General features: G+C 50.0%; 14 protein-coding genes and 1 tRNA gene. 9 read left to right on the forward strand and 6 right to left on the reverse strand.

The features are described from left to right. Window positions 1–10: 10 nt before the first annotated feature. The 4 genes from clpX to RDU59_06530 form a co-directional block, all read right to left on the reverse strand. Entirely contained in the window at window positions 11–1,267 is a 1,257-nt protein-coding gene (clpX, locus tag RDU59_06515) for an ATP-dependent Clp protease ATP-binding subunit ClpX (GenBank protein MDQ7838126.1), read from the reverse strand. Then, the gene (clpP, locus tag RDU59_06520) at window positions 1,267–1,872 is read right to left on the reverse strand and encodes an ATP-dependent Clp endopeptidase proteolytic subunit ClpP (GenBank protein MDQ7838127.1); all 606 of its coding nucleotides are present in this window, start codon (window positions 1,870–1,872) and stop codon (window positions 1,267–1,269) included. Before clpP ends, clpX begins: the two co-directional genes overlap by 1 nt. 27 nt (window positions 1,873–1,899) lie before the next feature. Continuing rightward, the gene (tig, locus tag RDU59_06525) at window positions 1,900–3,201 is read right to left on the reverse strand and encodes a trigger factor (GenBank protein MDQ7838128.1); all 1,302 of its coding nucleotides are present in this window, start codon (window positions 3,199–3,201) and stop codon (window positions 1,900–1,902) included. 33 nt (window positions 3,202–3,234) lie between these two features. Continuing rightward, a tRNA-Leu gene (locus RDU59_06530) sits at window positions 3,235–3,321 on the reverse strand. 434 nt (window positions 3,322–3,755) lie between these two features. Between RDU59_06530 and RDU59_06535 the strand changes: the two genes are divergently transcribed. The 4 genes from RDU59_06535 (at window position 3,756) to RDU59_06550 (ending at window position 9,100) form a co-directional block, all read left to right on the forward strand. Continuing rightward, window positions 3,756–5,018 carry a sulfite exporter TauE/SafE family protein gene (locus RDU59_06535; GenBank protein MDQ7838129.1) on the forward strand — a complete coding sequence of 421 codons (1,263 nt, stop codon included), beginning with the start codon at window positions 3,756–3,758 and terminating at the stop codon, window positions 5,016–5,018. A gap of 3 nt (window positions 5,019–5,021) precedes the next feature. Further along, window positions 5,022–5,735, forward strand: a complete 714-nt coding sequence (locus RDU59_06540; GenBank protein ID MDQ7838130.1) for a hypothetical protein — start codon at window positions 5,022–5,024, stop codon at window positions 5,733–5,735. A gap of 23 nt (window positions 5,736–5,758) precedes the next feature. Next, the gene (locus tag RDU59_06545) at window positions 5,759–6,193 is read left to right on the forward strand and encodes a universal stress protein (GenBank protein ID MDQ7838131.1); all 435 of its coding nucleotides are present in this window, start codon (window positions 5,759–5,761) and stop codon (window positions 6,191–6,193) included. 258 nt (window positions 6,194–6,451) lie between these two features. Then, entirely contained in the window at window positions 6,452–9,100 is a 2,649-nt protein-coding gene (locus RDU59_06550) for a PEP/pyruvate-binding domain-containing protein (GenBank protein MDQ7838132.1), read from the forward strand. A 119-nt stretch (window positions 9,101–9,219) separates the two neighbouring features. Here the strand turns inward: RDU59_06550 and RDU59_06555 are convergent, their stop codons facing one another. Both RDU59_06555 and RDU59_06560 read right to left on the reverse strand, forming a co-directional pair. Next, the gene (locus RDU59_06555) at window positions 9,220–10,074 is read right to left on the reverse strand and encodes a universal stress protein (GenBank protein ID MDQ7838133.1); all 855 of its coding nucleotides are present in this window, start codon (window positions 10,072–10,074) and stop codon (window positions 9,220–9,222) included. Between the two features lie 71 nt (window positions 10,075–10,145). Beyond that, window positions 10,146–11,021, reverse strand: a complete 876-nt coding sequence (locus tag RDU59_06560; GenBank protein MDQ7838134.1) for a universal stress protein — start codon at window positions 11,019–11,021, stop codon at window positions 10,146–10,148. A gap of 333 nt (window positions 11,022–11,354) precedes the next feature. Here RDU59_06560 and RDU59_06565 point away from each other — a divergent pair, with 333 nt between their 5' ends. From RDU59_06565 to folP, 5 genes are all read left to right on the forward strand, one after another. After that, on the forward strand, window positions 11,355–12,305 hold the full coding sequence (locus RDU59_06565; GenBank protein ID MDQ7838135.1) for a sulfite exporter TauE/SafE family protein: 951 nt from the start codon (window positions 11,355–11,357) through the stop codon (window positions 12,303–12,305). A gap of 25 nt (window positions 12,306–12,330) precedes the next feature. Continuing rightward, window positions 12,331–12,759, forward strand: coding sequence for a hypothetical protein (locus tag RDU59_06570; protein MDQ7838136.1), 429 nt, complete (start codon window positions 12,331–12,333; stop codon window positions 12,757–12,759). Window positions 12,760–13,042: 283 nt separating this feature from the next. Further along, window positions 13,043–14,458, forward strand: coding sequence for a tRNA lysidine(34) synthetase TilS (tilS, locus tag RDU59_06575; GenBank protein ID MDQ7838137.1), 1,416 nt, complete (start codon window positions 13,043–13,045; stop codon window positions 14,456–14,458). 297 nt (window positions 14,459–14,755) lie between these two features. After that, the gene (gene ftsH, locus RDU59_06580) at window positions 14,756–16,567 is read left to right on the forward strand and encodes an ATP-dependent zinc metalloprotease FtsH (GenBank protein ID MDQ7838138.1); all 1,812 of its coding nucleotides are present in this window, start codon (window positions 14,756–14,758) and stop codon (window positions 16,565–16,567) included. Window positions 16,568–16,917: 350 nt separating this feature from the next. Beyond that, a complete protein-coding gene (folP, locus tag RDU59_06585; protein ID MDQ7838139.1) occupies window positions 16,918–17,793 on the forward strand; it encodes a dihydropteroate synthase in 876 nt (291 codons plus the stop codon). Window positions 17,794–17,805 lie beyond the last annotated feature (12 nt).

A 17,805-nucleotide genomic window follows, 5' to 3' on the forward strand; every position in this document is an offset into this window, starting at 1 on the left:
AATATACCCCTTATGCACTACGCGCTTTTGTTGTCTCATACAGGATAATGGGTTCCTCTCTATTGAGTATTACCTCTTCGCTGATCACACATTCCCTTGCGTCCCCCTTAGAGGGGAGTTCATACATTATGTCCAGCATGGCATTTTCAAGAATAGATCTTAATCCTCTGGCGCCGGACTTCCTCTTCATACTTTCACGGGCCACGGCCACCAGCGCCCCTTCGGTGAAGCGTAAGTTAATATGATCAAGATCGAAAAGCTTCTTATATTGTTTGACCAGGGCATTTTTAGGCTCTTTCAATATCTTGATAAGCGCCTCTTCATCCAGTTCTTCCAGTGTGGCCACGACCGGCAATCTTCCCACAAATTCCGGTATAAGGCCAAAACGCAAGAGGTCTTCCGGCTTGACCTCACCCAGGATATCACCAAGCCTGGACTGAGACGCCCCGCGAATATCGGCGCCAAAGCCCATGGACTTGACTCCGATCCTGTTTCTGATGATGTTTTCCAGGCCAACAAATGCCCCACCGCAGATAAAAAGGATATTAGTAGTATCCACCTTGACAAATTCCTGCTGGGGGTGTTTGCGACCACCCTTGGGCGGGACGTTGGCCGTAGTCCCTTCTATAATCTTGAGTAATGCCTGCTGTACGCCTTCGCCGGAGACGTCACGGGTGATAGACGGGTTGTCTGATTTTCGGGCGATCTTATCGATCTCATCAATGTAAACTATACCCCGCGAGGCCAGGGCCACATCGTAGTCAGCCGCCTGCAGCAGGCTTAAGATAATATTCTCAACATCCTCGCCCACATAACCGGCCTCGGTGAGAGAAGTGGCATCGGCAATAGTAAAGGGGACATTCAGTATCTTGGCCAGGGTCTGGGCCAGAAGAGTCTTCCCGCAACCCGTTGGGCCGACAAGGAGGATGTTACTCTTTTGCAGTTCTATACCCTGGGTATCGACCCGGCTGTCAATCCTTTTATAGTGGTTGTGCACCGCTACGGCCAGTATCTTTTTTGCCCTTTCCTGGCCGATTACATATTCATCCATGATATTTTTGATCTCTCGAGGTTTTGGTATCGAGCCGCTCCTCTTGGCCACCTCTTCCTTCTCATACTCCTCAGCCATAATATCATTACAAAGCTCTATACACTCATCACAGATATAGACAGCCGGCCCTGCGATCAGCTTCTTGACCTCGTCCTGGCTTTTACCGCAAAAAGAACAGAGTAAATCGCTTCCCTTTCTATCACCCTTTTTTGACATTAAATTTCCTCCTTTTTAAGCACAGGCCGTTTAGCTATAACCTCATCAATGAGGCCGTATTCCATGGCCTGCCCGCCGCCCATGAAGAAATCGCGGTCCGTATCCCTGCTGATCCGCTCAATGGATTGGCCGGTGTGATCCGACAAAATCTTGTTCAGCTCTTCGCGCAACCGCAAAATCTCCCGCGCCTGAATATCTACGTCTGTGGCCTGACCTTGGGCGCCGCCCAGGGGTTGATGGATCAAAATACGCGAATGCGGCAGCGCATAGCGTTTGCCCTTAGCCCCTGCGGCCAGGAGTAGCGCGGCCATACTGGAAGCCTGCCCCATGCACAAAGTCACAATATTTGGTTTTATGTACTGCATGGTATCATAGACGGCCAGTCCGGCCGTCACTATTCCCCCGGGGGAATTAATGTACAGGGTAATATCCTTATCCGGGTCTTCAGCCTCCAAAAAAAGCATCTGCGCAATCACCAGATTAGCCAGGTCGTCATCTATTGAAGACCCCAAAAAGATTATTCTTTCCTTTAAAAGGCGCGAATAGATATCATAAGCCCGTTCACCGCGTGAGCTCTGTTCTACAACAATAGGTATTAATGTCATCTTCCAATCTCCATCTATTTTCAATACTTATTCCACAGCAGCCTGAGCCAATTTTATCTTCGCATGTTCTATAAGATAATCCAGTGTCTTCTGGGGTAATATATAATCCGGCAATGATTGCATAAGGTTAGGGTTGGCGCGCAGGTGATTAGCCTCTTCCGGCTTCATGTTGAGTGTGCGGGCGACCTTAGCGAATTCTTCGTCAATATCCTTCTCTTCCACCTTTAGATTTTCCCTGCGTGCTATCTCCTCCAGGATGAGCGAGCCACGGGCTCGCTTCCCCGCCTCTTCTCTAAATTTGTCACGTAGTTCTTTATCGGAAATACCCGTAGATTCAACGGGTATGCCCATTCTTGCCAGCTTACGCCGGGACTCATCCACTATAGCGTCTATTTCTCCTTCCAGGAGACTCTCCGGCAATTCAAAATCACATTTTGCTATCAGCAGATCCATAACCTGGCGCCGCATATCGGCTTCAGACTGCTTTTTTTGAGCCTCAACCAGGGTCTCTTTGACCTTATTGCGCAGGTCTTCGAGGTTCTTAAAGTCAGCGCCCAGATCCACAGCAAATGCATCATCTAAGGCCGGGACAACCCTTTCTTTTATGTCATTTACACCAACCTGGAAATCCATAGTCTTCCCGGCCATTGTTTTATTTGCAAAATCCTCTGAAAAGGTCACCTTTATTTCTGTTTCGGCATTTTTCGACAAACCAATTAATTGCCTTTCAAAATCCGGGTTGAAAAGCCCGGAGCCGACCTCCAGATGATAACTCTGTCCGTTACTTCCCTCCACGGGGTTGCCATCCCGAAATCCCTTATAATCAATAACCGCTACATCTCCCTCTCTGATCGGCCGGTCTTCATCAATGGATTTAAAATGAGCATTCATCTGCCGGAGCTCATCCAGTTTTTTTTCTACGTCCTGGTCGGTAACCGGCGACTCCTTCCTCTCAATCTCCAGTTCCAGGTAATCCTTCACTTCTATAAGCGGCTTAACCTCTACCGTAGCTGTGTATTTAAGATACTCCCCGGGCTTGAATTCTTCCTCATCAATCACGGGCCTGGCCACTGGAGAAAGCCCTGTCTCATGAACGGCCTTGGGGTAGGAATCGTTGAGAAGTTTATCCAGGGTATCTACTTCCACATTTTGACGGTAGTAACGTTCTAAAATCTCCCTGGGGATCTTGCCTGGACGGAAACCCTTTATCCTCACTTTCTTGTTTAAGGCCCTGTAAGCGTTTTCAATCTCCTCAGCCACGACTTCTTGAGGAATCTCAACATAGATCTTCTTGCGGACGGCGCTTATATCCTCAACTCTGCATCTCACGTTTTTTGTACTCCTGACCTCTTGAATTAGTAATGGTGCGAGAGGGGGGATTTGAACCCCCACCCACGGTAGCGGACTGGATCCTAAGTCCAGCGCGTCTGCCAATTCCGCCACTCTCGCTTACGCGTTAAATTTAATGCAGATAATAACTTAAGTCAAGAAGAGAAAAATTCCTGTCAAGCCAATTTAGAACTGTCCTATTTTACTTGATAATCTCCTCACTTATTACGCACAGTCTCTTACTAAAGGGGGGTTAAAAGGATTTTCCGAGTAACAGAGAGGGGGAATAGATGCCTTTTTACAATTTTGTTTGCCATTTATCTAATATTGGTATAGAAACAATGAATTGCTGTTCATACGATCTTAAGTAAGGCTTTTTCGAATAAAAACGGCGAGGAGGGAGGCACTATGAAGACGGCGGGGCTTTTTTTAATTAAGGGGGGGTAGAGGCACGGTAACCAAGGTTTCGTATACAAAATTTACCAAGCGTGGACGTCTGTATTTCGCACCTTCGCCCATGCTATAACTAACCAAACTAACAGGGGGGGATCTTGATGAAAACAACGAGAAAAATTTATCAGGTGTTAGTTATGGCGTCCGCCGCACACGCCAGATGGGACTATGAAGCATCCATGTCCATCTTGAAAAACAGGAAAAAGTTGTTGATATTACTTGCATTGCTGCTGCCGATCCTGGCCGTAATGGTGGCCTCGGCGGCAGACCTTCCGCACATCTTGGGCGGCAAGAAGGCATACGCCCCGGCCACCTATACGACTACTATATTTCTGTCCTCGATAGCCATCGGCCTCATCGCCGGACTGATTACGGGTTGCATCGGCGCAGGCGGAGGCTTTGTTATCGCCCCGGCCCTGATGAGCGCTGGTATCAAGGGTATCACGGCCGTGGGTACGGACCTTTTTCACATCTTTGCCAAGGCCATCATGGGAACGGCGGTGCACAAGAAACTGGGTAACGTCTCCGTGGGACTGGCCATCGCCTTTGTCGGCGGGTCCATCTTTGGCGTGCTTGGTGGCGGGGTTATCAACCGGGCCCTCTACAACATGAACCCGGTTATCAGTGACACCTTTATCAGCATCGTGTACGCCTTACTGCTCGGTTTTCTCGGCATCTATGCCATGCTGGACTTTGTGAAAGCCAGCAAGAAAGGCGACGAGGGTGGGGCACACGGCGGTGGCCCGGTTGGCGAGTTGACCGGCCTGCCCCGAAAACTCCAGGCCATCAACATGCCGCCCATGATCGCCTTTGATGAGGACCTGGTCCCCGGCGGCAGGAAACTCTCGGCCTGGATTGTGGGTATTTGCGGGACCTTTGTCGGTTTTGTGGCGGCCATCATGGGTGTCGGCGGCGGCTTCCTGACCTTTCCGATATTTGTCTACATGCTCGGTGTGTCTTCGTTTACCACGGTGGGTACCGATATTCTTCAGATCATCATGACGGCCGGCTTTGCCTCTATCTCGCAATATGCCATCTATGGATTCGTCTTCTACACCCTGGCCATGGGCATGCTCCTGGGGTCGCTTATCGGCATCCAGGTCGGGGCGTTGACGACCAAGGTGGTGCGCGGTATTTATATCCGTGCCTTTTATGCCATGGCCGTTCTGGCCGGTTTCTTCAACCGGCTCTTTGCCCTTCCGAACAAATTCAACGAGTTAGGGTGGATTGACATAGCCAAATCGACCGCCGGTATGTTCGATACCATAGGCATAGTCCTCTTTTTTGCAGTGGTCACGACATTCGGCGCGTTCGTCTTTGGCAAGTTTTTTGGGAACATGAAAGAACTGAGAGGGGAGGGATAAACCATGTTAGTAAAAAACGCAAAGGCATTCAATCTGGGGCTGCTCTTGTTAGTCTCTTTTGCCATAGTATTTTACGTTATCATGTTTGTGCCGCTTTTCAATGGCAAGACTACCATTATCTATGCGGATGACATGTTCAACTCCCTGGCCAAGGGATCGACCTACTTTATCCCGAAGTACGTGGAAAAGACGCATAAGTTTGCGGGTAAACCCCTGGATATGACCATCAAGATGAAAGATGGATCCGAGGCCGAAAAAGCCGCCATACTTTTCAGTAAAAACGGCTCGAATGCCGTGGTAGCAGGAGATAAGGTCACTCTAAGCGGCGGAGACTTTGGCAAGACGTTGCTGGTCGCGGAGAACGACGCTGATCTTATGTTTAATGACCGGGGGGCGGAGGTGGCCGCCAAATACGGTTACGATGAGAAGGAGGTCATGTATATCTGGCATTCGGCCTTTAAGGGGGTCAAGAAGGATCTGGATAAGCAGGAACGTTTTGAGGAGTCTCTTTTCCTGGATGAGGTAATAGGCAAGGTTATTGAGCCCGGCTACAATTTTTACGGTATAACGCAGGAGAAGGTCAAAGACCACGTGGCGCTTCTGGTGGCGTTGCTGGGTGGCTACGTCATCTACACGTTGTGGTTTGGTTATTCGATCTATGAGTTATTCAACGGAATAGGACTGACCATGACCAAATCCAAGGCCAAGAAGGAATAAAAAACCTAAGACAGGAGGTAAGCATGAAGATATTAGTGCCGATCGACGGTTCCAAATATGCCATGGAGGCGGTCAAGATGGTCTCCGATATGGCCAAGGCCACAGGCGCTCAGGTAGCCCTTATGACCGTAACGCCTTCTATTGCCGATATAGATATTGAATATACGGCCCGTGAACGGGAGTCCCTTGAGAAAAAAGTTACTGCCTATGCAGAAAGGGCGTTAGAAGAGGCTCAGAAGGTTCTCTCAGCGGCTGGTATAAGCCCGAAGACTTCAGTGGTTTCATCAAATTCGGTGTCTGATGCCATCATTACCACCGCCAAGAAAGGTAGGTTTGACATTATTGCCATAGGCAGCCGTGGGTTAGGGGCCACGGCCCGGATCATCCTGGGAGGTGTGGCCTCACGAGTGGTAAACCATGCCCCCTGCTCGGTGCTGGTGGTAAGGATGGAAAAATAGGCAAAGCATCCAGTGGGATATCCACATGAAAAAGGGTCTCTATCACTAGAGGCCCTTTTTTGTGTGAGGTCCATATCCGCGCAAGATACCGTTGATGCGTACACCGGGGCTGGCCTTCTAACTTACAGCCCCTTTCCGGTTGACGTTTTGTGCTGTATAATTCATTATAAAACAAAGGGCCTGTACATTGCATAGCGAGCGCGTTCCCCGCTGCTTGCAGCGGGGAGCTTCAATTTTTAGAGATATGAGGTAGTTGCTTTGGCTTTCTGGGAATCAATAAAAAGGCTTTTTTCAAAAGAAGAACCCCAACAACGTCTGAGCGCAGCGGAGGAAGCGGACTTATATGCCGCCTTTAAGCTCCGTTATTGGCACTTTACGACCCTGCTGGGTTCTAATAATAAAGTCCTTGAAATAATGGCCGACATGGAAAAGATGCTGTACGGTAAGCGCAGTTTCGGCATGGACTTTGTCAGGGCAAACTGTACTGCTATCTCTGTGAACCTGTATAAGATGATAAAGGGTATCAATGAACTGGGGGGAGGCAAATACTGGCGGCTTTTTGAGGCTGCAAAGGACGTGTTCGGTAAGATCGACACCGCGCTGGCCGAACGAAAGGTCCTGGCTGGAGGAGCATTCGTTATTCCCCTTGACCACGTTGATGAAACCATGGCCGAGCAGGTGGGAAGCAAGATGGCAAACCTCGGCTCCATTGCTAAATTGTCCGGTGTACGGGTACCTGAAGGGTTCACTGTTACGGTCGCCGCCTACGAGAGATTTATAATCTACAATAAGCTACAAGATGAAATTAACCGTTGGATCAGTTCCGTAGATCTCTCGGATATCGAGAAACTGGAGAAGGAAGCCTCCAGGATTCGCGCCGCCATTCTTCAGACCCCGCTTCCTCCTGAACTTGAAGAGGCCATCAAGGCTGCCTACCGGCAGCTTGAGGGAAAAACAACACCAGGGGTCAAAGTTGCTGCCAGAAGCAGCGCCCTCGGTGAAGACCAACATAAGGCTACCTTTGCCGGACAGTACCGGTCGATCCTAAATGTTGACGGTACAAACCTTGTCAACGCCTATAAGGAAGTGGTTGCCAGTAAATATTCCCTCTCAGCTATTGCCTACCGACTGAATATGGGTTTCCGTGATGAGGATATTGCCATGTGTGTGGGCGTTGTGGCCATGGTCGATCCGGTAGCCAGCGGGGTGGCGTATTCAAGAGATCCAGAGGACTTCCGCAAAGACCAGATAATCATCAATGCCACCTGGGGACTGGCCAAGGCAGTGGTTGACGGTACGACCTCCCCCGATCTTTTCGTGCTGTCGCATACCAAGCCTGTAAAAATACTGGCTAAAACTATCCGCCCAAAGGGGATAAAATTAGTTCCGGCTGCCGGAGGCGGACTTGGTGCGGTCGAAGTCCCGGAAAAAGAACGTGAGGTTCCCTCTGTTACGGATGAGCAGGCACTTTTTCTGGCTGAGATCTGTTCGCGCCTGGAGGCCCATTTCGGCGGAGCACAGGATGTAGAATGGTCCATCACAGGCGACGGTTCTGTAGTGATACTCCAATGTCGTCCTTTAATCCGCCTGAAGTCGTCCATGGAACGAAGGAAGCCCGTTATACCGAGCGAGGAAAACGGACCTGAGCCACTACTGTACGGTGATATCACGGCTAGTCCAGGGGTGGCTGCAGGTCCGGCGTTTTTGCTACAACATGAGGATGACATGGCGCACTTTCCTGATGGTGCGGTTATGGTTACCAAATTTGCTTATCCGCGTTGGGCCGCAATACTGCACAAGGCCGCGGCAGTAGTGGCTGAACAGGGCGGCGTTGCCGGACATCTGGCCACCGTTTCCCGGGAATTTGGCGTCCCGGCGTTGGTTGGAGTGCCTGCGGCCGCCACTAAGATAAAAAATGGCGATCTGATTACTGTGGATGCGGATAACGGCAGGATTTATTCCGGGCGGATCGAATCGCTCTTGGGCGTGCGACCCGAAAGGCTGAGTCTCATGAAGGGAAGTCCGATATACAGGACCCTCGAGCAGGTTCTCACCAATATCACGCCCCTCAACCTGACCGATCCCGATTCGGTAGATTTTACCCCGTCAAAATGCCGAACGGTGCACGACATTACTCGTTTCATTCACGAGGTATCGGTCCGGGAAATGTTTGAATCCGGCGATCAATATCATCTTTCGCAGAGAGCAAGCAAGAGATTGGTCTGCGGAGTGCCGATGCAATGGTGGGTGGTCGATCTCGAGGATGGCTTCAAGGTCCCAGTCGAGGAAAAGAGAGTTTCAATTGATAACATCGCTTCAATCCCTATGCTCGCCCTGTGGGAGGGGATTACCGCCATACCCTGGAAGGGTCCGGCCGTGGATACCAGGGGCATGGTATCCATTATGTTCGAAGCCACTATGCGCCCGGAGATAGGTCCGGATACGGGGGCAAACTTTGCCGAACGGAATTACTTCATGATCTCCCGGCATTTCTGTAATCTCAGCTCAAAGCTCGGGTTTCACTTTTCCACGGTGGAGGCCTTTGTTGGAGATATACCGGGAGAAAATTACGCGAGTTTTATATTCAAGGGGGGAGCGGCCGACGTGACACGTCGCCAGCGCCGCGTTGCCTTTATCGGTGGGATACTCAGTAGATTTGACTTCCGGGTTGAGGCAAAAGAGGACGTAGTCTCTGCCCGCTTGGAAGGGTGCGATCAGGAATTCCTCAAAGAGCGTTTGAAAGTTCTGGGCTACCTCGTCTTGCATACCCGGCAGATGGATATGATTATGTCCAATGAGGCCCTTGTCAACTATTATCTGAAAAAAATGCTCGATGACATATATTCGTTCGTGAAGATAGAACGAAAGGAAGAGAATACGGCCCCTATTCTAGGGCTGAAAAGTTAACGAGCGTATCTGAGGGGCCAGAGTTTGAAGAATTAAGTCCCTGACAAGGAGTTGGGAGATATTATATGAAAGGCGCTTCCCGACTGCCTCTCCCAACTCCCTAATTGACTCCGAGTAAATTATTGTCTTACTACCAGGATGGGACAAGGCGCTTGTTCGATAACCTGTTGGGCAGTGCTCCCCATGACCGCATGGGTGATGCCTGCACTTCCGTGACTCCCGATAACAATCAGATCGCTCTTCCCCTCTTTTGCTACACGCGCAATTTCATCAGCGGGGTACCCTTCGTCGACCACTATGCCGGTTACGGATAGCCCGTACTCTTTAGCGATCTGTTCTGCTTTCGTCATAATTGCCTTAGATTCCACGGCAAATACCTCGCTGAGGCCGGTCTTGGTGGCCAGGTCAACCTGATCACCGTACACCGGAACGACATTCAGGATGGTAATCTTGGAACCCAGTTCTTTGGCGAGGCGACAGGCCGCGTGAATGGCATGGTTGCTGGACTCTGATCCGTCAGTGGGGACGAGAAGTGATTTGTATTCACCGCGTTTGGGCTCTCCCTTGGCTACCAGAACACTGCATCCCACATGGCCGATTACGTTTGCAGTTAAACTTCCCATGAAAATCTTTTTCAGACCGGCCCGGCCACGCGTCCCCATCACGACCAGATCTGTCCCGAGTTCCTTGACTTTTTCACTGAAACGCACATGCGCTTCACCAACAGACACAGACTCGGTAGCCTTTACACCGTCCCTGGCAGCCCGAGCGACCAGCTCGTCTATGGTTTTTTTCATTTTGGCCCTGAGTTTGTCAGTCAGTCCTGGGGCCGTAGTTTCAAACTCTTCGTTCACATCCACCACCGCTGCTATATCGAGCGAACTCCCGAAGCGTTTAGCTATCGCTACTGCCTCTTCGATTGCCAGGCGGTCCTGTTCCACTCCGTTACTGGCCAAAAGAACTTTTTTCCACATGAATTATACCTCCTGTACTCTAAAACTCCTTAATTTATGATGTTAACATATCATGGTTAGCTATAGGACGGTTATATACTTCCCGGAATTACCAGCACTGCACAGGATGCATGGCCGATTACTCTTTTGGTGACGCTTCCCATTAATAGTTTGGTCAGTCCGGTCCGGCCGTATCTGCCCATTATAATAATATCAACCTTTTTCTCCCTGGCCAGATCCGCTATAACCTCATAGGGCTCGCCTTCACGGACTATTCCTTCGGCTTGGATATTGGATTTGGCGGCGCCCTTTACGACCCTTTCAACGATTTTTTCTGCTTCACTCGTGTATTTTGTAGGTCTCTGGCCTTTAACTACACACACTGCACTAAGTTTGCTGTCGCAGGCTGCGGCAATACTTATGGCCTCCTTCACGGCCGCTTCAGCATATATTGAACCATCCGTGGCCACGAGTATATTTTTCAGACCAACCGATCCTCGAAGAGGAATGACCATTACCGGACACGGTGCATGGCCAATGACGCGAGCGGCTACACTACCCATAAGTAGTTTTTTAAGTCCGGTTCTTCCATGTGTCCCTATGACTATAAGGTCGGCTTTTTTTCTCTTTGCTTCACTAACAATGAACTCATAAGGCTGCTCACCCTCATGAATAACGGTCTCACACGTTATGCCCTTTTGGGAAACACGTTCTTTTGTTTCCTCCAGTAAGGTCCTGGAATCCCTTTCCATCTTTTCTACGGCTTCAGGGGCCAGAGACATAAACTCGGGGTTGAGTTCCACGACGTTTAAGACATAAAGGCTGCTTCCACACTTTCTAGCTATATTCACTGCCCCATCCAAGGCCTTCTCACTATACCTTGACCCATCTGTGGCCACGAGTATTTTTTCGTGTCTGCTCAAAGGGCATAGCTTACAGGTGGTGGCGATAGTCTCCTCGCTTTTCATAGCCGAAATACCCCCCCTCTAACCATAATAGTCTATCTCAGTCTATGCTTATAGGCAACGTCAGTCATTAGTCACCGGTCATTGGTTAACTGTGGAAGATTGCTCTCTTTTATCAGTGACAAATGACTATTGACTAACGACATTCACTATAATTACGCCGGATAATATACGCCGGAAAAGCCCTGATCTGTTCCGGCAGATATATAAAAGACTTTTCAATATTGCGTTTAAAAAGTCAACAAAAAAGTGACAGATGTCAAATCATACTTGACATTGAAGAACAATTCATTTATAAAACGACGCATTGTAATTTTACAACACTGGAGATGCAAAATGAAACGATACTTGTTTCCAATTGCCATTTTTTTACTCGTCTTTCTTTGGATAAGCCCGGCGCTGGCTGCGGTTGATCCGGCCGCGGCGGCGGATGCCGGCGGGCCATGGTGGCAGTGGCCGATTATACTTTTTGTGGTCACCTTTGTCATGGGGATTGTCGCTGTTTTGGGCGGTGTTGGCGGCGGGGTATTGTTCGTCCCGATCATCAGCGGATTTTTCCCCTTTCACCTTGATTTCGTACGCGGGTGTGGTTTACTGGTGGCCCTTTCCGGGGCCCTGGCTGCCGGGCCCGGTCTCCTCAAGAGGAACATGGCCAGTCTGCGTCTGGCTATACCAGTGGCGGTAATCGCCTCGGCCTGTGCCATAGTGGGAGCCATGCTGGGTCTGGCCCTTCCCACGAATGTCGTCCAGACCGCATTGGGGGCAACGATTCTTGGTATTTGTGTTATCATGCTCACCGCCAAGAAATCTGAATTTCCCGAGGTCAAGAAACCCGATGCCCTGTCCACCGCTTTACACATCACAGGCATATATCGCGAGGAAAGCACCGGTAAGGATATCGAGTGGCGTGTACACCGGACGCCTCTGGGACTGGCAACCTTTATCATCATTGGCGTCATGGCCGGTATGTTTGGCCTGGGTGCCGGCTGGGCGAATGTGCCGGTGCTCAACCTCATGATGGGCGCTCCGCTTAAGATCAGCGTGGCTACGAGCAAATTCCTCTTATCCATCACCGACACCTCGGCCGCGTGGATTTATTTGAATAAAGGCTGTGTCATACCGATGATGGTAGTTCCGAGTTTGATCGGCATCATGCTGGGATCTTTGATCGGGGTTAAGATCCTGGCCAAGGCAAAGCCCACCTTTATCCGCTGGATGGTTATCGGCATTCTGGCCTTTGCCGGACTCAAGGCCCTGACCAAGGGATTAGGGATAACACTTTTTTAATGAGATATTAAGGAGGCGACGTCTAATGGCAACCAATGCGATAAAGAAACCGAGAGCAGCCGAGGAACAAGTTGTATATGCCAGTGTCCTTGAAAAGGGCATGCTCGCAGGACTTGGAATCCTGGTTATAACCTTTGTTGTGTACGTCTTGGGTATCTTTGAACCATATATACCGGTAGAAGACTTAAGTCGATATTGGTCTATGAATGTCCATGATTACCTTCAGGCGGCCAATATTACCCCGGGCTGGTGGTGGACTTCCCAACTGGGTAAGGGTGATTTTTTAAACTTCATCGGCATAGTCCTGCTGGCCGGTGTAACGATCATCTGTTATGCCGCTATCATCCCCACCTTGTTGCGGAAAAAGGACATTGTTTATGCCGTGCTGGCCCTACTTGAGGTCATTGTCCTGTCTGCCGCCGCATCAGGTTTAATTGCGACTGGCGGACATTAATGGCATAACGTTGAAACAATGGTTCTAAAAAGCCGGCATGTCTTGCCGGCTTTTTAATTTCCCAACAGTGACGTTCTCGTAAGAAAGCCTTTTCACCGCCGAGCACGCAGAGTCCGCAGAGAAAAACTATAAACTATTCAATAGCTATCTCGGCGTGCTCGGCGTTCTTTGCGGTAAAATTTTATTTTTTACCAAGTTGTCAACAGCCATATTCGCTTATGGACCCATCCGCAGAGAATCCTCTTCTTGTCAGCATTGGGCAAAAAGATTATATTTAGCCTAAGTGAAAGAGAAACAAGTACCCTTAATATCCATATTTCGGAAGACGGTGGCCCGATACGGCATGTTTCGTGCCGGGGATAACGTGGTGGCGGCAGTCTCCGGCGGCCCGGATTCGGTGGCCCTGCTCCATCTCCTGTGCGAACTGAGAGAGACCAGTCCACTCAACCTTTCCATTGCCCATTTTGATCATGGCCTCCGCGGGAGAGAATCTGCAGAAGATGCCATTTTTGTCGGAAACCTGGCCGAGGAACTCGGCTTGCCTTTTCATACGGGCCAGGGCAATGCCCTGGCCTTAAAAGAGAAAGAAGGACTTTCTCTGGAAGAGGCCTGCCGCGAACTTCGTTATAAGTTTTTGCGGGAAGTAGCGGAGAAGACAGGGGCCCGGAGGGTAGCCATGGGACATACGGCCGATGACCAGGCCGAGGAATTTTTATTGCGATTGATCCGGGGGGCCGGGGCCAAGGGGCTATCCGGCATGCCCTTTATCCGGGAAGGGATATTTATCAGGCCTTTGCTCGAGGCCTCGCGAGCCGATATTTTATCTTATCTAACGGCTAATAAATTTTCTTTTCGGATTGATAGTTCAAACGAGGCTCGGGGTTTCCTGCGGAATCGTATCCGGCATGATTTATTGCCCATGCTGGAAACCAATTTTAATCCGCGCATCCGTCGAATCTTGCTTCAGACTGCTTCCATACTGCGGGAGGATGAGACCCTGCTGGCGAGTATGGCTGAGGAGGCTTGGACAGGCCTCGCTAAATTGGAAGAAGGACCGGAGGGACAGGTGATAGCGCTGGATTTGAGGCGTTATCAGGAAATTCCAAGGCCGATTCAGATGAGGGTCATGCAAAAGGGCCTTGAATTAAGCGGGACAAGATTGAAGGACATCGGGTTCAGGCATCTGGAATCTATTCAATCCCTGGCCATGAAAGACGGCCCTTATAGAAGGATTTCTCTGCCCGGCGAAGTAACAGTAGAGAGGATTTATCAGGAGTTGAGATTTAGCCGGAAGAAGATCGATAAGATGCCAAAAGATTTTTTATATGAGATAAACGGCCCAGGGAGGTACTTTTTGCCGGAGATAGGGCGAACTATTTCTTTTGAATTAATGGAGGGATTGGGCGCTTCTTTTGATGACAAATCACGCTCCGCTTCATATTTTGATTATGGGCGGATCTTTTTTCCCCTGGCGGTGCGTAGTTTCCGGCCGGGTGACCGGTTTTATCCAGACGGCATGGGCGGCAGTCAAAAGGTCAAGGACTATTTTATTAACAAAAAAATACCACGGCCTCTCAGGTCAAAAATACCCATAATTGAGCAAGGCGGTCAGATTGTGGGGATACCTGGATGGCGGGTTGATGAACGGTTTAAACTTACCGAAAAGACAGAACAGATACTCAGGGTTTCACTAGACTAAGGTGCCTGTTTAGCCACAAAGGCACCAAGACACAAAGAATGAGTGTGACATTAAGAGAATTATTCTATAATCTTAGTGCCTTGGTGGCTAAATAGCTGCTGAGGGCACGAGGGCATATGTTTTGCTTGCAAAAAATGGCATTTTCCCTTAGTTTAAAGGTGAAATTCTTTTTTGGACGCAGATGAACGCAGATTTTACTTTTTAAATTTCGAATTTCGAAATTACTGTGCTGCGGGTATCGGCGAAAATCTGCGTCCCTATTAAATCTTACTGAGAAGCAGAGCAGGGGAGGACTTTTTGAATACGTTTTATAAAAATTTATCTCTCTGGCTGGTTATCGGCCTGGTAATGATCCTTTTGTTTCAATTCTTCAATCGTCCGGGAGAGGATAGCAGTGAGGTAACCTATAGCGACTTTCTGGATAAGGTGGAAAAGGGAGAGGTGTCGCGGGTAACGGTGCAGGGAGAGCGCATCCATGGGCAGTATGTTAATGGCCGGGCCTTCAAGACGTATGCCCCGAAGGATGTTGACCTGGTTAAAATTCTGCGGCAGGCTAGCGTCAAAATAGCGGTAAAACCGGCGGAAGAATCCCCATGGTATTGGACACTTATTATCTCATGGCTGCCCATGCTGCTTCTCATAGGGGTCTGGATATTTTTTATGCGTCAGATGCAGGCCGGGGGCGGCAAGGCCCTTTCTTTTGGCAAGAGCCGGGCCAGACTCCTTTCCGGCCAGACTGTCAAGACAACATTTGCCGATGTAGCAGGTATAGATGAGGCCAAGGAGGAGCTGTCCGAGATTATCGATTTTTTGAAAGATCCCAAAAGGTTCACGCGTCTCGGAGGACGAATTCCCAAAGGCGTGCTCCTTATGGGAGCGCCGGGGACGGGGAAGACCTTACTGGCTAAGGCCATAGCCGGAGAAGCCGGAGTACCTTTTTTCAGCATAAGCGGTTCTGATTTTGTGGAAATGTTTGTAGGTGTGGGCGCCTCCAGAGTACGAGACCTCTTTGTGCAGGGGAAGAAAAACGCCCCGTGCATTATTTTCATCGATGAGATCGACGCGGTGGGCCGCCACCGGGGCGCCGGACTGGGAGGAGGCCATGATGAAAGGGAACAGACCCTAAATCAGCTTCTCGTAGAGATGGACGGGTTTGAGTCGAATGAGGGGGTTATTATCGTCGCGGCCACCAACAGGCCGGATGTCCTTGACCCGGCCTTGCTCAGGCCCGGCCGGTTTGACAGGCAGATAGTCGTACCCACACCTGATATCCGCGGCCGTGAAGGTATTTTGAGAGTGCATTCGCGAAATATGCCCATGGATAGTGATGTGAATTTGAGCGTCCTGGCGCGGGGCACGCCCGGCTTCAGCGGAGCGGATCTGGAAAACATGGTTAATGAGGCAGCCTTACTCGCAGCCCGGAAGAATAAGGAAAAACTCCAGATGTCTGATTTTGAGGAGGCCAAGGACAAGGTCATGATGGGCACGGAGAGGCGTAGTATGATCATCACTGAGGAAGAAAAACGCATAACCGCCTTTCATGAAGCCGGCCATGCCCTGGTAGCTAAACTCCTGCCCGGGGCTGATCCCATCCATAAAGTAACCATCATTCCCCGCGGCAGGGCACTGGGTCTTACCCAACAACTACCTATTGATGAGAGGCATACCTATCAAAAGGACTATCTGATTAATAATCTCGTCATTCTCCTGGGAGGACGGGCGGCCGAGGAGCTTGTTTTAAAACAGTTTACTACCGGCGCCGGCAATGATATCGAACGGGCTACCGAATTGGCACGTAAGATGGTTTGTAACTGGGGTATGAGCGAAGATATGGGGCCGCTGTCTTTTGGCAAGAAGGAAGAGCACATCTTTTTGGGTAAGGAAATAGCTCAGCACAAGGATTATAGCGAGGCAACAGCGGTTCGGATTGATGAGGAGATTAAACGGCTGGTAACGGAAAGTTATCAACGCGCTAAAGACATTATCCATGAGAATATACAGTCCCTGCATAAGCTGGCCGCCTCCTTACTGGAACGGGAGTCGCTGGATGCGGGAGACATCGACAATATCTTAGGGTTAAACGGAAGAAGAGAGCCGACAGCAGCTTAACGCCAGATCCGCTTATACCGGATGTCATTAGTCAATGGTCAGTTGGCACTGGTAAGAATGGTCAGCCTTCCACACTGAACCGATGACCGATGACTAATGGCCAGTGTGCCTATAGTAAGGGACCTTCCTTACATTTATTTAGTGTTCATCCGGAAATTACTGTTTACGGCTTCACGCTTTCAGCGATCAGCGATTAGCTGTCAGCAAAAATCTAAGACAAGCAACACATTAAGCTGAACGCTGATAGCTGAGTGCTGATTGCTCCGTCCGGAATCCTTGAGTTTCCGGATGGAGCCTAGTTAAAGTATCCGGCCTACGGTCGGCCTATGGCCGGGTGTCTTTTGGTTATCATGGATGAAGAGGGTTTGACATTGGTCTGCAAGGGCAGGGTGCTGTCCTTTGGTGTAAAGACCTATGTAATGGGCATACTTAATGTCACGCCGGATTCATTTTCTGACGGCGGACGCTATACGGCGCCGGATGCGGCCCTTAAGCACGCGGAAGATATGATTGGGGCCGGGGTGGACATCATTGACGTAGGCGGAGAATCCACCCGTCCTTTTGCGCAGCCTGTCTCCGTCCGGGAAGAACTGTCCCGGGTGGTGCCCGTGATAGAGGCTATCCGAAGACGATGGGATGTCCTGCTCTCTATAGATACTTATAAGGCCGAAGTAGCCGGTGCAGCCGTTTCTGCCGGCGCGGACATAGTCAACGATGTTACGGCGCTGCGTTATGACCCGGCCATGGTTGATGTGCTTCTCAAACATCAGGTCCCGGCCATTCTTATGCACATGCAGGGAATGCCGCAAGACATGCAGGTAATGCCTTATTATGACGATGTGGTGGGGGAAGTAATGGCTTTTTTGCGTGAACGCCTGGCCTGGGCTGAGACAAGGGGGATGGATAGAAATAGATTTATTCTCGATCCCGGCATCGGCTTTGGCAAGAACGCGGATCACAACTTAATGCTTCTTCGGTCTATCTCTGCTTTTCAGGAACTGGGGCGGCCCATCCTGATCGGGCCGTCACGCAAGAGTTTTATAGGCAAGATATTGGATATCGACGTTGGGGAAAGGGATGGGGCTACGCAGGCCGTAGTGGCTGTGGGTGTCTGGGAGGGCGCGCATATAGTGCGGGTACATGATGTGCGTTCTGCCGTATACACGGTCCGCATAGTAGAAGCCATCAGAAAGGGCAGCGTTCAGCATACAGCAGTCAGCCATTAGCTATAATGATAG

The sequence above is a fragment of the Thermodesulfobacteriota bacterium genome (assembly GCA_031082315.1).
Classification (GTDB): Bacteria; Desulfobacterota; QYQD01; order QYQD01; family QYQD01; genus QYQD01.